This is a genomic window from Prevotella sp. P6B1, from assembly GCF_000702825.1.
Taxonomy (GTDB): Bacteria; Bacteroidota; Bacteroidia; order Bacteroidales; family Bacteroidaceae; genus Prevotella.
Window position 1 is genome coordinate 201895 of sequence record NZ_JNKF01000014.1, and the last position, 16338, is coordinate 218232.

The 16338-nt window shown below is 46.6% G+C and carries 14 protein-coding genes; all 14 read left to right on the forward strand.

The annotated features are described in order from the left end of the window. Positions 1-52 precede the first annotated feature (52 nt). The 14 genes from rplU (at position 53) to T495_RS15325 (ending at position 16103) form a co-directional block, all read left to right on the forward strand. Positions 53-370, forward strand: a complete 318-nt coding sequence (rplU, locus tag T495_RS0111750; RefSeq protein WP_028903441.1) for a 50S ribosomal protein L21 — start codon at positions 53-55, stop codon at positions 368-370. Positions 371-391: 21 nt separating this feature from the next. Continuing rightward, a complete protein-coding gene (gene rpmA, locus T495_RS0111755) occupies positions 392-655 on the forward strand; it encodes a 50S ribosomal protein L27 (protein ID WP_013064241.1) in 264 nt (87 codons plus the stop codon). A gap of 170 nt (positions 656-825) precedes the next feature. Continuing rightward, positions 826-2145, forward strand: coding sequence for a serine--tRNA ligase (gene serS, locus T495_RS0111760; protein ID WP_028903440.1), 1320 nt, complete (start codon positions 826-828; stop codon positions 2143-2145). 20 nt (positions 2146-2165) lie between these two features. Beyond that, positions 2166-4526, forward strand: a complete 2361-nt coding sequence (locus tag T495_RS0111765) for a bifunctional dihydroorotate dehydrogenase B NAD binding subunit/NADPH-dependent glutamate synthase (protein ID WP_033148799.1) — start codon at positions 2166-2168, stop codon at positions 4524-4526. Then, on the forward strand, positions 4513-5295 hold the full coding sequence (locus tag T495_RS0111770) for a tRNA 2-thiocytidine biosynthesis TtcA family protein (protein ID WP_033148800.1): 783 nt from the start codon (positions 4513-4515) through the stop codon (positions 5293-5295). The genes T495_RS0111765 and T495_RS0111770 overlap by 14 nt, the downstream gene beginning before the upstream one ends. A gap of 2 nt (positions 5296-5297) precedes the next feature. Then, complete coding sequence (locus tag T495_RS0111775) at positions 5298-6434, forward strand: hypothetical protein (RefSeq protein ID WP_028903437.1); 1137 nt, start codon at positions 5298-5300, stop codon at positions 6432-6434. A gap of 12 nt (positions 6435-6446) precedes the next feature. Continuing rightward, a complete protein-coding gene (locus tag T495_RS0111780; RefSeq protein WP_033148801.1) occupies positions 6447-7319 on the forward strand; it encodes a nucleoside phosphorylase in 873 nt (290 codons plus the stop codon). Beyond that, positions 7320-8663 (forward strand): tRNA uridine-5-carboxymethylaminomethyl(34) synthesis GTPase MnmE, encoded by a 1344-nt coding sequence (gene mnmE, locus T495_RS0111785; RefSeq protein ID WP_033148802.1) that lies wholly within the window; start codon positions 7320-7322, stop codon positions 8661-8663. Between the two features lie 469 nt (positions 8664-9132). After that, positions 9133-10491, forward strand: a complete 1359-nt coding sequence (locus T495_RS0111790; RefSeq protein WP_197020393.1) for a helix-turn-helix domain-containing protein — start codon at positions 9133-9135, stop codon at positions 10489-10491. 105 nt (positions 10492-10596) lie between these two features. Next, entirely contained in the window at positions 10597-11709 is a 1113-nt protein-coding gene (locus T495_RS0111795; protein ID WP_033148804.1) for a site-specific integrase, read from the forward strand. Positions 11710-11881: 172 nt separating this feature from the next. Further along, positions 11882-12790 carry a hypothetical protein gene (locus tag T495_RS0111800; protein ID WP_033148805.1) on the forward strand — a complete coding sequence of 303 codons (909 nt, stop codon included), beginning with the start codon at positions 11882-11884 and terminating at the stop codon, positions 12788-12790. 135 nt (positions 12791-12925) lie between these two features. Then, the gene (locus tag T495_RS0111805; RefSeq protein WP_033148806.1) at positions 12926-13282 is read left to right on the forward strand and encodes a helix-turn-helix domain-containing protein; all 357 of its coding nucleotides are present in this window, start codon (positions 12926-12928) and stop codon (positions 13280-13282) included. 11 nt (positions 13283-13293) lie between these two features. Next, positions 13294-14496, forward strand: coding sequence for a DUF3987 domain-containing protein (locus tag T495_RS0111810; protein WP_081832107.1), 1203 nt, complete (start codon positions 13294-13296; stop codon positions 14494-14496). A gap of 269 nt (positions 14497-14765) precedes the next feature. Next, positions 14766-16103, forward strand: coding sequence for a hypothetical protein (locus T495_RS15325; protein ID WP_051652024.1), 1338 nt, complete (start codon positions 14766-14768; stop codon positions 16101-16103). Positions 16104-16338: the final 235 nt, after the last annotated feature.

Sequence of the window (16338 nt, forward strand, 5' to 3'; positions counted from 1 at the left end):
TACGAACGTATGCCGCCTCGCGGAAAAACCCCTAAATACAAATAAAAGCAAAATGTACGCAATTGTAGAAATTCAGGGTCAGCAGTTCAAGGCAGAGGAGGGCAAGAAGCTCTTCGTGCACCACATCAAGGATGTTGAGGCAGGTAAGACTGTTGAATTTGACAAGGTACTGCTCGTAGATGCTGACGGCGCAGTGAAGGTAGGTGCTCCCACCGTAGATGGAGCAAAAGTAGTGTGTGAAGTAGTGAACCCACTCGTAAAGGGTGACAAGGTCATCGTTTTCAAGATGAAGCGTCGTAAGGACTATCGCGTTCGCAACGGTCATCGTGAGCAGTTCACAGAAGTAGTAATCAAGTCGGTAATCGCTTAAAAACGTAGGAGGAACAACATTATGGCACATAAGAAAGGTGTAGGTAGTTCTAAGAACGGTCGTGAGAGCGCAGCTCAGCGACTTGGCATCAAGATCTTCGGTGGTCAGCAGTGCGTAGCTGGTAACATCATCGTTCGCCAGCGTGGTACAAAGCACAATCCTGGTAACAACGTTGCCATTGGTAAGGACGACACTCTCTACGCTCTCGTAGACGGTACCGTAAACTTCCACAAGGGCAAGTACAACAAGAGCGTTGTATCAGTAATTCCTAATGCTGAGGCCTAAGGTAAAATTTTAAAGAAACAACTTATTCCAAACAAACAACAGATTCCCGCACTCCGCAAGGAGTAGCGGGATTTCTGCATTTTTAAGGCTATTTTCTTGGCTATTTAATCGATTATTTGTACCTTTGCGCCTTAGAAAAAAGAATATAAACAAATAAATACGTATTTGATATGTTAACACTCAAACTCATCAATGAGGAAACAGAACGCGTGATTCGCGGATTGGAGAAGAAACATTTTGCTGGCGCTAAAGAGGCCATCAATCAGGTTTTGGCCGTTGACAAGCGTCGTCGTGAGGCACAACAGGAGCTCGACAAGTGTCTGAACGAGCAGAAACAGCTCTCAGGACAGATAGGCCGACTGATGAAAGAAGGCAAGAAGGACGAGGCTGAGCAGGTAAAGGCTCAGGTGGCCCAGTTGAAGGAGAAATCAAAGGAAATGGACGAGACTATGGCCAAGGCTCAGGAAGAGATGACTACTCTGCTCTGCCAGATTCCTAACATTCCATACGACGAAGTGCCCGAAGGCAAGGCTGCCGAGGACAACCACGTAGTGAAGAGCAACCTGAAGGAGTGCACCGCCGACGATACTGTTGGCAACTGGGACGTAAACCCCAAACTGGGTATTGCCAATCCCCTGCCCCACTGGGAGCTCGCCAAGAAATACAACCTCATCGACTTTGATCTGGGCGTAAAGATCACTGGTGCCGGCTTCCCTGTTTATATCGGCAAGGGAGCCCGTCTGCAGCGCGCCCTCATCAACTTTTTCCTCGACGAGGCCCGCAAGAGCGGTTACACAGAGATTATGCCACCTACAGTAGTTAACGCTGCCTCAGGCTATGGCACAGGCCAGCTGCCCGACAAGGAGGGACAAATGTACCATTGCGAGGTAGATGATTTCTATCTCATCCCAACAGCCGAGGTACCTGTAACCAACATCTATCGCGACGTGATTCTCGACGAGAAGGATCTGCCTATCAAGAACTGTGCTTACACAGAGTGCTTCCGTCGTGAGGCAGGCTCATATGGTAAGGATGTTCGTGGTCTGAACCGTCTGCACGAGTTCTCGAAGATTGAGATTGTTCGTATCGATAAGCCCGAGCACTCAAAGGAGAGTCACAAAGAGATGCTGGAGCACGTTGAAGGCCTGCTCAAGAAGTTAGAGCTCCCCTATCGTATTCTGCTACTCTGCGGCGGCGATCAGAGCTTTACAAGCGCCATCTGCTACGACTTCGAGGTATACTCAGAGGCTCAGGGGCGCTGGCTCGAGGTATCAAGTGTATCTAATTTCGACACCTATCAGGCCAACCGCTTGAAGTGCCGCTATCGCAATAGCGAGACCAAGAAGACCGAGCTGTGCCACACGCTGAATGGTTCGGCTCTGGCTCTGCCAAGAATCGTTGCAGCTCTGCTGGAGAACAACCAGACAGAGAACGGCATTAAGATTCCTGCAGCACTCGTTCCCTACATGGGTTGCGACATGATTGATTAATCAACAACTTACAAATACTTATGAACAAAATCGTTAGAAAAGAGCAGTTCTCCGAGAAGGTTTTTCTTTTTGAGATCGAAGCTCCACTGATTGCGAAGAGCCGTAAGGCAGGCAACTTCGTAATCGTGCGCGTAGGCAAGAAAGGTGAGCGCATGCCGCTGACCATCGCTGGCGCAGACATCGACAAGGGTACCATCACACTCGTAGTACAGATGGTGGGACTCTCATCCAAAAAACTCTGTGCCCTGAATGTGGGCGACTATGTGACTGACGTGGTTGGTCCATTAGGTAACCCCACAAAGATTGAGAACTACGGAACAGTAGTCTGCGCAGGTGGTGGATTGGGCGTAGCACCTATGCTGCCCATTATCCAGGCACTCAAGGCCGCTGGCAACCGTGTGCTCTCAGTAATGGCTGGTCGCTCTAAGGACCTGATCATCCTTGAAGACAAGGTACGCGAAAGTTCTGACGAAGTAATCATCATGACCGATGATGGCAGCTACGGCGAGAAAGGCGTAGTAACCGTTGGTATCGAGAAATTCATTGAGCAGGAGCCACATGTGGACAAGGTATTCGCTATCGGCCCTCCTATCATGATGAAATTCTCAAACCTTACCGCTCAGAAGCACAACATCCCTTGCGAAGTCAGCCTGAACACCATCATGGTCGACGGAACAGGTATGTGTGGCGCATGCCGACTCACCATCGGAGGCAAGACCAAGTTCGTTTGTATCGATGGTCCTGAATTCGACGGCGCACTGGTTGACTGGGACGAGATGTTTAAGCGTATGGGCACCTTTAAGCGCGAAGAGCAGGAAGAACTGGCCCACTACGAGGAGCATCTGGACAGCCTTAATGCCGAGGAGAAGGTCGAGACCAAAAACACCGATGTGGTGATGGATGCCGACCCAACCAACGACACCATCGAGGTACTGACCGATCGTAACGCCGCTTGGCGCGATGAGCTCAGAAAGAGCATGAAACCCAAGGAGCGCACACAGATTGAGCGCGTAGTGATGCCAGAGCTCGACCCCGTTTATCGTGCAACCACCCGTACTGAGGAGGTGAATATCGGCCTGACCAAGGAGATGGCGATGACAGAGGCCAAGCGTTGTCTGGACTGCGCCAAACCTACTTGTGTTGAGGGCTGCCCTGTAAACATCAATATCCCCTCATTCATCAAGAACATCGAGCGTGGTCAGTTCCTGGCAGCCGCTAAGGTACTGAAGAACACCTCTGCCCTCCCCGCTGTCTGCGGACGTGTTTGTCCTCAGGAGAAACAGTGTGAGAGCAAATGTATCCACCTGAAGATGAACGAGCCCGCTGTAGCCATCGGCTATCTGGAGCGTTTCGCTGCTGACTTTGAACGCGAGAGTGGCAACATCTCTCTGCCTGAGATTGCACCAGCCAACGGCATGAAGATTGCCGTAGTAGGTTCTGGTCCTGCCGGACTGAGCTTTGCAGGCGATATGGTGAAGAAAGGTTATGATGTATATGTATTTGAAGCCTTACACGAAATCGGTGGTGTACTGAAGTACGGTATCCCCGAGTTCCGTCTGCCCAACAAGATTGTCGACGTAGAAATTGAGAATCTGGCCAAGATGGGTGTACATTTCCAGACCGACGTCATCGTAGGTAAGACCATCAGCGTAGAACAGCTTGAGAAGCAGGGCTTCAAGGGCATCTTTGTAGGTTCTGGCGCTGGTCTGCCGAACTTCATGAATATCCCTGGCGAGAACTGCATCAACATCATGTCGTCGAACGAGTATCTGACCCGTGTGAACCTGATGGACGCTGCCAACCCAACTACTGACACCCCATTGAATCCAGCCAAGAGCGTGCTGGTTGTAGGTGGTGGTAACACTGCTATGGACTCTTGTCGTACAGCCAAGCGTCTGGGCGCCGACGTGACACTGGTTTATCGCCGTTCTGAGGTAGAGATGCCAGCCCGTCTGGAAGAGGTGAAGCACGCCAAGGAAGAGGGTATCAAATTCCTCACACTCCACAATCCTATCGAGTACATCGCTGATGAGACTGGTGCTGTAAAACAGTCCGTTCTCCAGGTGATGGAGCTGGGAGAGCCCGATGCATCAGGTCGTCGCAGTCCTGTTCCTGTTGAGGGCAAGACCGTTACACTCGATGTCGATCAGGTGATTGTGGCTGTAGGTGTGTCGCCCAACCCACTGGTACCCAAGAGTATCGAGGGCTTGAAGCTGGGACGCAAGAACACTATTGCCGTAAGCGAGGAGATGCAGTCTTCACGTGCTGAGATCTTCGCTGGTGGCGACATCGTGCGTGGTGGTGCAACAGTCATCCTCGCTATGGGTGATGGCCGTCGTGCTGCATTGAATATGGATAAGCATCTGCGTGGAGAAGCCTAATCAAGATAAAGAGAGCCATCGCCTCTGGCATCGTCTCAATGAGCGTTTTGTCAAGGCGATGGCTACTTATCATCTGATAGAAGATGATGACCACATACTCGTGGGCCTATCGGGTGGCAAGGATTCGCTCCTGTTACTCGAACTGCTGGCCAGACGTTCGCGCATCCAGCATCCACGATTCAAGGTAGAGGCGCTGCACGTCAGGATGGAAAACATCCACTATGAGACTGACACCAGCTATCTACAGCAGTTCTGCGACAATCTGGGCGTCGAGCTTCATGTACTGACAACCCGCTTCGAGGTTGATGCTGCGACAGAATCGGGACAACCTACCGATGCAGCCCGTCGCCGCAAGCAGAAAACACCCTGTTTCCTGTGCTCATGGAACCGTCGCAAGCAGATGTTCAATCTGGCACAGGCGTTAGGCTGCAACAAGATAGCCTTAGGCCACCATCAGGACGACCTGCTGCACACAGCGCTGATGAACCTAACCTTCCAAGGGCGATTCGACACCATGCCTGCCCTGCTGAAGATGCGCAAGATGCCACTCGCTATCATCCGTCCGCTATGTATGATTGAGGAGAACGACATCAAGCAGTATGCCCAACTACAGGGCTATCAGAAACAGCAGAAGCTCTGTCCCTACGAGACCTACTCGCATCGCGCAGACATTAAGCAGCTATACGACGCCATTGAGCGTATGAATCCAGAGGCCCGCTACAGCATGTGGAACGCACTTAACGAAGACAATAAACTAATTGAAGAATAGATATGAAACTAAGGAAAATTACAATACTGATATTGGCACTCTTGCTGGCACTACCGATGGCAGCACAGAAGAAGAAGCGCATTAAACCACGCCCAAAGCCAGAGCCTGTAGTCGAAGAGCCACTGGAAGACCCACGTATCACCAACATGCGTGCGATGACCCAGCAGATTATCTTCATCGACAGTATTGTAACCAACAAAGAGCAGTTTCTCTCAGCCATCCGCCTATCGTCGGAATCTGGGCAGCTCATGAATACGGGCGCCTTCTTCCGCAATCAGCTCAAAGGCTGTCTCTACATCAACGAGATGGGCAATAAGATATATTTCAGTCAGCAAGAGGGCAAACAGCAGCAACTGTTCACATCCGATAAGTTAGGCAACGAGTGGAGCCATCCGCAGGCCCTGCAGGGCCTCAACGAAGGCATCGACGAGGCCTCCTACCCCTTCATGCTTTCAGATGGTGTCACCTTCTACTTTGCAGGCAAGGGCGAAGAGAGTATTGGCGGCTACGATATCTTCATGACACGCTACGACTCACGTAGCGGCAGTTTCCTGAAACCAGAGAATCTGGGCATGCCCTTCAACTCTGAGGCCAACGACTACATGTACGCTATCGACGAAACTAATCGTATTGGTTACTTTGCCAGCGACCGTCGCCAGCCTGAGGGTAAGGTCTGCATCTACATCTTCATCCCAGCCGATGCGCGTAAGACCTACGATGCCTCGAAATATTCAGAGGAGAAGATACGTCGCTTTGCCGACATCGCAAGAATCGCCGACACCTGGGGCAATGGTCAGGAACGGAAGGCCGCACTCGAGCGCATCAAAAACAAATATGCCGCTAATGGTGCTTCAGGCGAAATGGTGAGCACTGATGGCGAAGCTTCAGCAGTACATTTCCAGTCGAAAGAGGCAAAATCGCTTTACCAGAAGCTGATGAAAGAGCAGTATGAGCTCGAAATCGCCAACTCACGTCTGGACCAGCTGCGTCAGGAGTATCACAAGGCCAATACCAACGAGAGAAAGCAGATGAAGAGTGAGATTCTGAAGCTTGAAGACGAGGTCATCAAGCTGAACGCTCACGTCAAACAGTTGGACAAGGCCACACGTAATGCCGAAATCAGTAGTAAACAACAATAATACATACAGTCTATGAAAAAGAAATTTCCAGAATCAGAACTGATTATCAATGCCGATGGTTCATGTTTCCATCTGCATCTGAAGCCTGAACAGCTGGCCGACAAGGTGGTGCTGGTAGGCGACCCAGCCCGTGTTGACACCGTTGCTGCCCATTTCGACTCAAAAGAGTGCGAGGTGTCGAGCCGCGAGTTCCACACTATCACAGGTATGTATAAAGGCAAGCGTATCACCTGTCAGAGTCACGGTATCGGCTGCGATAATATCGACATCGTAGCCAACGAGCTCGACACGCTCGCCAACATCGATTATAACACCCGCGAGGAGAAAGCCGAGCACCGCACCCTCACCATGGTACGTATCGGTACCTGTGGCGGTTTGCAGCCCAACACCCCTACAGGTTGCTTCGTGGCATCGGTAAAGAGCATTGGTTTTGATGGTCTGCTCAACTACTATGCCGACCGTAACAAAGTGTGCGACCTGAAGCTTGAAGAAGCCTTCAAGCAGCACATGAATTGGAACCCCATCAAGGGCGCTCCTTACGTATCGGTAGCCGATGCTGAGCTCATCGACCGCATTGCCAAGGACGATATGGTTTGCGGCTACACCATCTCGTGTGGTGGATTCTACGGCCCTCAGGGACGTGTACTCCGTGCCAATATCGAGGATCCCAAACAGAACGAGAAGATTGAAAACTTTGAGTATGATGACCTGAAGATCTGCAATTTCGAGATGGAATCGAGTGCGCTCGCTGGTATGGCGTCGCTGCTGGGTCATCGCGCTATGACCTGCTGCATGGTCATCGCTAATCGCTACGCCCAGAAAATGAACACAGAGTACAAAAACTCTATCGACACACTTATCGAAAAAGTACTCAACCGCATTTAAATGAACGAAACAATCTGCGCTCTCGCCACAGCCCCAGGTGGCGCTATAGGAATTATAAGAATCTCAGGCCCTAAGTCGCTTGAGATTCTTTCTCATGTATTTTCAAAGGACCTTACACAAACTCAGCCCAACACCATTCATTATGGGCATATCAAGAACGGCGAAGAGATTATCGACGAGGTTCTGGTGAGCGTATTCCGTGCCCCCCACTCTTATACGGGCGAAGAGAGTGCAGAGATTTCCTGTCACGGCTCGCGTTACATTCTGAATAAGGTGATAGCCTTACTGATAGCCAACGGTTGCCGCCAGGCTGGCCCAGGCGAGTTCACCCAGCGTGCCTATCTGAACGGCAAGATGGACCTCTCGCAGGCCGAAGCTGTGGCCGACCTGATAGCCTCTACCAATCAGGCTACCCATCAGATAGCCATGAGTCAGCTGCGCGGTCATTTTTCATCAAAGCTCGCCCAACTGCGCGAACAACTACTCAAGCTCACCTCGCTCTTGGAGCTCGAACTTGATTTCTCCGACCACGAGGATCTGGAGTTTGCCGACCGTAGCGAGCTTACAGAGCTTACCCAAACAATTGACAATCATATCACCCGTTTAGCCCAGAGTTTCAAAACAGGGCAAGCCCTCAAGCAAGGCATCCCCGTGGCTATTGTAGGCAAAACCAATGTAGGTAAATCCACCCTACTCAATCGCCTACTGAAGGACGATCGCGCCATCGTTTCTGATATTCACGGCACCACCCGCGACACCATCGAAGACACCATCGACATCCATGGCGTCACCTTCCGTTTCATCGATACTGCAGGTATCAGAGAGACCTCTGACACCATCGAACAGATAGGTATCGACCGCACCTACCAAGCTATTCAAAAGGCCCGCATCGTTCTTTGGCTCATCGATACCAAACCTTCAAGAGAAGAAATAGACAATATTAAGCAACATTCTGAAAATAAAAAACTTATCATCATCAAAAACAAATCTGATAAAGATAGTAACAATAGTTACAATTTGTTAAATACGTCATTTATCGCCATCAGCGCGAAGTTTGGCACTGGGATCGATGAGTTAGAGCGAGCCATCTACGAGGCTGCCGACATTTCCACCCTCACAGAGAACGATATCATCGTCACCAACGCTCGCCACTACGACGCTTTGGTTCGCGCCCACGACAAGATCCAGCGTGTTATCGACGGACTCGAAATGCAACTAAGCGGCGACCTTCTCAGCGAAGACCTCCGCCAAGCCCTCGACACCCTTGCCGAGATCACCGGCGGCCAGATAACCCCCAACGAAGTATTAGGAAATATATTTAAAAACTTTTGCGTGGGAAAGTAGAATACGATTAACGGTCATCACTCGATATTACAAGATATGACATAAATCGTTTATTTCCAAGCAATTCCACACCCGCAATATCATCAGCGTTAATCGTTGATGATATTTTTTTCGCTCATTTTTGTACGTTATTTGTACGTTCGGGAAAAATCCCAACGTCGGCAAATGCTAACTCAATGTCTCCGACTGGCACACGTTGGACACCATTGGATTGCTAACTGATGTCCTCGCGTGGCACACGTTGGACACATTTGGACACTATTGGACACATTTGAACAGTATTAAGGAATAGTAACATACAAAAATTGGACATATGGAAATAGTTAAGAAATGCGAATGGTGTCACAAAACATTCATTGCACAGATGGTTACGGCAAGATTTTGCAGTAGTAAATGCTGTGATCATGCCTACAGGTACAAAAGAAAGATGCAATCAGGGAAATACACACCCGTAGATGGCAAAACTGATTTGAGTACCCTATCACGAAGAGTGGACGAACGTAAGCGTTTCAAGGAATCTCTAAAGGATAAGCAATTCCTTTCTCCCTCAGAGGCAGCAAAGCTACTTGGCGTTTGCAGAAGTACCATCTACAATTATCTTTGGCTACACGAACTGAAGGCCAAGCAGTTTCGTGGTAAGACTATCATCAGAAGAAGTGACATTGAGAAACTCTTCGATGCAGCTCCTTCCTACAAGAAGCGAGGCAATGTGCAAAAGGGAAAGAAAACTCAAAATGAGTATTACTCCCTTAAAGAGATGATGGAGAAATTTAAAATCAGCAAGCGAACTGTCTACCGTAGATGTGAACAGTTCGGTATTCCCCAAATCGTTGAGGGAAAAAGAACTTTCTGGCGAAAAGAAGACGTTGATGTGCATTTCGCTGAATTGCTTGTTCAATACGATTTAAAGGACTGGTATAATGCCCAGCAAATAGAGGAAATATACGGAATGAAGCGTTCCGCCCTTAATAGGTATGTCCTCCGTCATGATGTGCCACGTATCCAGTTTCAGAACGTCACTTATTACTCGAAGAACCACATCGATAATCTTAAACGGCTTGCAACAATGCCGGACGAGAACTACTACACCGTTCAAGACATTGTCAAGAACAGCAGTTTCTCTACGTTCCAAGTTCGATATTATACCAAAAACGAGAAACTGAAAGCGAAGAGAGTCAACAGGTTACTACTTATCTTGAAGACTGACTGGGATTCCTTTGTTGCAAAATATCAGGCAAACCATCTCCCAGAAGCTCCCAAGCCACAAGAACTCAACCCATTCTACACCATTGATGAGATTATAGATAAATATAAGGTAAAGGAAACAACGGTCTATCGCATTGCCAAAGCCCAGAATATTGATGTCTTTACTTTAGGGGATAAGAAATGCTTCCCTAAAGCAGCCATTGACAATTATTTCGTCAAGGACAATCCAAGCCCAGAACTGACACAATGGTACACTTGTGAAGATATCCAAGCGAAATACAGCATGACTTACAATCAAGTCGCTTCTTTCGTCTGTAAACATCATATCCCTCGAAAGTACGTCGGCACAAAGCCGTACTACTCAAAGCTGCATGTTGACAAAGAGAAGAACATACTCCAGCCTGAGGATGATTACAAGACAGTAGAGGAACTAATGGCCATGTATCAGATGACTGTCCATCAGGTAAGGGAAGTGATTCGATTCTATCATGTACCGAAGAAGAAATGTGGCAAGTACATCAAGCTCTGTTTACATGATTTCAACCGCATCATAGAGGAACGTAAGCAAGGCATAATACCTGCGAAATGTGATATGATGCCCCAAGATTCATTGTCAGTATAGTTTATTCACAGTTTATGGCGGTTTATGGATATACTGGCGATACACTCCCTAATTTTGCGCCCAGATTTTCAAAAAGAAGTATAAACGATTAAACATTAACGCATTATGAACAGAAGTAACACATGCACAAAGGTAACCGTTCGCCAGGCCAAACTCAAAAACGGAATGATCTCACTCTATCTGGATTTCTATCCTGCCATCCGCAATCCTAAGACAATGAAAATGACTCGTCGAGAGTTCCTTGGGATTTACATCTATGCCAATCCAAAGAATCAGACGGAAGATGGATTTAACAAAGACATGCTCATGAAGGCCGAAGGTATTCGTTGTATTCGTGTACAGTCGCTTATCAATGAACAGTTCGGATTTCTCGACAAGACAAAGCAGAAGGTTGACTTTCTCGCTTATTTCAAAGAAAAAGGCCGTACTAAGCAACAAAAGTGGGACATGGTGTACAAGCATTTTTTCAAGTACGTAAACGGGAAGTGTACCTTTGGGGAAGTCACTATTGAACTATGCAGAGGATTTCGCGAGTATCTTCTCAACGCCCATCAGTTGAAACACACCCGACTGATGCTAAGTCAAAATTCTGCGGCCAGCTACTATTCCATCTTCAAAGAATTATTGTATATGGCTTATAGAGAAAAGTGGCTGAATGAAAACATCAATGATTATCTCGAAAAGATTGAGACTGTCGATGTACGCAAGGAAACACTCACTCTTGATGAGTTGAAGAAACTAAACCAGACTCCCTGCAAGATTCCTGTATTGAAGCAGGCTGCACTATTCTCTTGTCTGACCGGATTGCGTGTTAGTGACATCCTTAGATTAAATTGGGATAATATCCGCATTGGTAGTGATGGTGGATATGTTATCCAATATCGTATAAAAAAGACTGGCGCAGAAGACACACTCCCTATAAGTGAAGAAACATTGGAGTTTTGCGGTGAACGCAGTACAGGCAAGGTATTCAAGGGACTTCGTTACAGTATTGTCGGCTATAACTTAAAAGAATGGCTGGAGGCTGCTGGTATTGACAAGCACATTACTTTCCACTGTCTTCGTCACACTTTCGCATCCCTTCAGGTAAGTATGGGATCTCCCATCTACACCGTATCGAAGATGCTTGGTCACAAGAATGTGACTACGACCCAAATCTATGCTGATTTGAACGATGCCAACAAGCGTAAGGCTTCCGAGCTCATTTCTCTGAAATAGTTGTCACAAGACATCATTAACAATCAAGCCCTATCTTTCTTATTTTCATAGTTTTATGGAGAGAAGGATAAGGCTCGATTTCCCTTAATAAAAAGTTTATTTTTCGCATCAAATATTACTCGTTATCACTAATAATTAGTACCTTTGCAGCCAGTTTTTAGGATAACAAGTAATGAGTATTGACGAATATTTTCACAAAACGCTGTTTGCAAGCATCATTGTTGGGCCAGCTCTGGCAATGACGCTGCCCTTGGCATACTGGGTTCAATACCAGCACATGTTGCTATTCCCCAGTCTACTCTACTATGTAGTGGCTACTGCATGTATCTCTGCTATGTTACACTTCTTCCTATACGTTGTACCAGAAAACTGGCGTAAACGAAAGAAAAAGATGAAGCACGTAGAACTACGGATGCTCCCCGTTCTCACATCTGATTCATCCCGAGAAGAAAACATACCTATAGCCGACTCCAATACATCCGAGCCTTTTGAGACAGCAGAATTTGTTGAAATAACAGAGCCTAATGAAACAGTAGAGCCTATTATATATAATAAGGTGATAGAGGAGCCTCCAACTCTTTCCCCTTTAAGCCCCAACGCAATTAATCAAGCTCAACAAGAAGAGTCAACAAAGTACAAGAACCTCTTTTATGCCTTTGTTGATAAACACGTTAAGGGGATTATACCAGATGAAGATGCCAATATTCTTTTGGATGATATTTACCTCGCTGTAGATAATCGGTTGTTGGAACTGAACACAACAGGACTAAAGCCCCATCTTCCCTACACAGTTAAGGCCACATCAAAATTCTCGGGTCTCGTTACGGAAGACATCTACCACATTGGTTTTGTAGTGAAGTTCTTCCTCAAAAAACGTAATGAATATGGTGCAGCCTTCATAAAAGAAGTATTTCCTCATCAGCTTAAAGACGTAGAATTCAGCACCGTTGCAACAAAGTTGTCTTCAAGCGAGTCGAAGAATCTATCTATTCCAATTCCAGAAGTATGTTGGGGTGACAATCGCTGTATATCGAAGAAATTCAGCGGTCGTATAACAGAAGAACTTATCAAACGAATATAAACGATAATCACTGGGAATAAGCTTAATAGTATAGTTTATTCCCAGTTTATTTTAGTTTATAGCGGTATAAGGATATACCATTGATAAACCCTGTTCCTTTGCGGCGATGTTCCACTAAAGGGACTGGATTTTATAATGATAGAAGAACAAATACAAAATCTGACAGAGAAAGTCAATCAGCTTACACAACTCGTTTATGAGTTGTCGAAAGCGATTACTCCATGTGAGCAATCATCAGTATCTAACCACCATGTCCTCACTGACATTGAAGGAGCCATGCGTATTACTGGCAAGGCAAAGCCCACCATCTATGCCAATGCCCGTAAAGGTATCATCCCCCACTACAAAAGAGGTAACAAGCTCTACTTCTACGAGGATGAACTCTACAAATGGATTGAGGGAGGGAAACAAGACTGCTATGGCATCAATTCCGAGGAGATGCTGAAGGAGATTCGGCAGCGAGTTCATCATCTGCCCAGTAATAACCGCTAATCGTCTGTACTATGATTAACCAGCAGTGTTTACCTTTTGAGTGTTTGCAGGTGGAGATTCAAGACATCATCAAGAACTTTGTTGATGTCTATCAGTGTGATGCAGACATCGTTATCACAACCATCTATGCCATTGTGAGTATTGCCGTCAACAAGTCCATCAAACTGTTTGACGGCAAATACACCAACTATCCCTCTATGTGGATATGCCATGTGGCTCCCAGTGGCAGTAACAAGAGTGCGCCAGTGAAGATGCTATTCAAGCCAATCAATGAGCTGAACGAGGAAGCTGTGATGGCTTATTACGAAGAACTACGTAATACCGATAGAGGCGATGGGAGCAATAAGCCTAAGCCCATCTGTAAGAAACTGTCACTCACAGATTCCACTCCTGAAGCCATTTACAAGGCTCTATCCTTTATGCCGCAGATGATATGTCGTGATGAAATCAAGGGAATGATTGATGACTTTGACCGCTATAATCGCAGCGGTATCATAAGTAACTTGCTTTCCATTTGGGACAGTACCAGTTTCTGCATAGACCGTAAGACAGAAGACCCTGCTTTTATCCGAGAGCCATTTCTGGACATGCTTGGTAGCATCCAACCAGGGCTATTAAAGTCCACGTTTGGTAATCCACAGTTGATGGTCAGCGGCTTTAACCAGCGTATCCTCTTTGTTTTTCCCGACAAGGTTCCTGTCAACTACTATTCAGACAAGCAGCTCAGTGAAGCTATTATGCCCTATTGGACGAACTTCGTGAGGGAACTCATTAAGTTGGAGCCTACTACGTTATCACTAACCCCTGAAGCGAAAGATTATTATTGCACATACTACAATATGTTGCAAGACAAAAAGAGTTCTGCCGATGATTACATGCAGTATGTCTATAGTAAGTTGCAGATTATCATCCTCCGCTGGTCTATCGTTACCCATCTGTTATGGGAGAAGAGTTTTGAGTACTATAAAAAAGACACTATCTCTGGAGATGAAATGCTTCATTCAGTCCAGTGTATGCTCTATTTTGAATGTGCTGCTGAGAAGGTCTATCAAGAAATAAGCGGAGGAATGTATCAAGGTTACACCAAAGAGCAGAGTTTGAAGATACTGTATAACTCCTATGGTGGTGAGGTTAATCTTCAGAAATTGGCTGACGCACTTGGCTGTTCACGCCAATATGTGAGCAAGGCAGTCAATAAGAAAGACCTAAGTTGACAGGTTGCGCTAAAATTTGAAGTTATGGACTGGTTATCAATAACATACATAACAAAAGACCGCAACCTCGCAACCTTTGCGACGAATATGGCAGACAAAAGCCCTCCGCAGGAGTTCTCTGCCACTCTTCCTCAGAAGGGTGGTAGCCCACTAGCACCCTAAAGAGTGCACATGGGCTCAGGGAAGCATTCCCTAAGAACCTTTCCACAAGGGCTTCGCCCCTTGACCCCATCTTTTGAAATATAAATCACTAAAGCAACAAAAACAATATGGGAAAAAAGACATGCATACATTTCGACCCTGTTAAGCCAGGGTGTGAGATTCACAATTGGCGTATGAAGGAACTTGATTATGTCATCAAGGGACTTACACTAAACAACGAACACTGGGTTGATCCTCGATACGAAGGAAAGACCTTATCAGATATTCGCAAAGAAATCGCAGAACGTTATCAGGCCACCGTCGGACAGAAGATGCAGGCAAAAGCAGCTCCTATCCGTGAGGCAGCTGTCGTCATCAAACCTGATACGACGATGGCTGACCTGCAACTGTTGGTAAAGCAACTTGAAAAGGAGTTTGGCATCAAGTGCATTCAGATTCATATCCATAGGGATGAAGGTTTCAGCAAGACCAATCCTGACCCTTCGAAGTTGAACCTGCATGCTCATTTTGTGGCAGATTGGACACACGACGATGGCACTTCACTTCGTCTGGGGCGTCCAGATACCTCAAGAATGCAGACCGTTGCGGCAGAATGTCTTAAGATGGAACGTGGCAGCAGTTCTAACGTAAAACACCTCAATGCCATACAGTACAAAGAGAAAAAGGCTCTTGATAATATCTCTTCCCTTAGGTCACTTGTTCGCAAGTCTTTTCTCTCCAAGGATGCTAAAAATGCACTCTACAAGAAAATCGACCAACTAGTAGAGGATCTAAAGGCAGACCCATTGAACATCGAACTTCAGCAACAGGTGGAGCAACTGACAGAAAAAGTCTTGCAACTTCAGGCGGATATAGAGCGACGGAAACAACTGCACGAACAGGATCAAAAAGTCATTTCGGCTTTAAGGGATGAAAACAAGCTTTTGCGCAACAACAATGAACAGAATGCAGCCCTCAACGAGAAGGCTCATAAAGAGATTGACAGCCTACGTAAGGAGAATATGGATTTGAGACGCAAAGCATATCCAGAGCGATATGTCCTACCCTCCTTCATCGACGTAGAAGCCACCCATGCTTATAAGGACAAACAGGGACAGTGTCACATTACGATGAAGTTTACAGGTGGCTCCAAGCAATATAATGAGATAATGAGCAACGAGGACTTTATGGCTTTCAAAAATGGTAGCCTAACGAAGGAAGAAGTTATTGCCAAGTATCACAAGTCCCGCATCGAAGCCTATATCCGCAGAGAGTTTTCACGACCCGACAAACGTTCTGCCACTTTATCCCTCATAGAGAGAACCATCTTCAGTTATATGAAACTCTACTCCAGTTCTGCTTACGTCCCTCTATCCAATGGTGACAACAACCCTCGCAAGCGAAGAAGCTATGATGACATAGACGATATGAACGACGAAGAACGTAAAGGGATAGCATATAAGTGATGCTTAACCTTCAGTTCATCTCTCATTATGAGTAGTCTTTACCGAAAAATTGACCAAATTCATCTCATTTTATGTAATTTTTGAACTTTAAGATACCATAATTGAAGAATAATGTGTATATTTGCATCGTGTTTCGTATGAGGCACAAGACATAATAGGCTCAACACTTCCAATCACCACCTCGGACAAAAGAGCCCAATTGCAACAAGAGCGTCAGCGCTTACTTGCGCAGGCG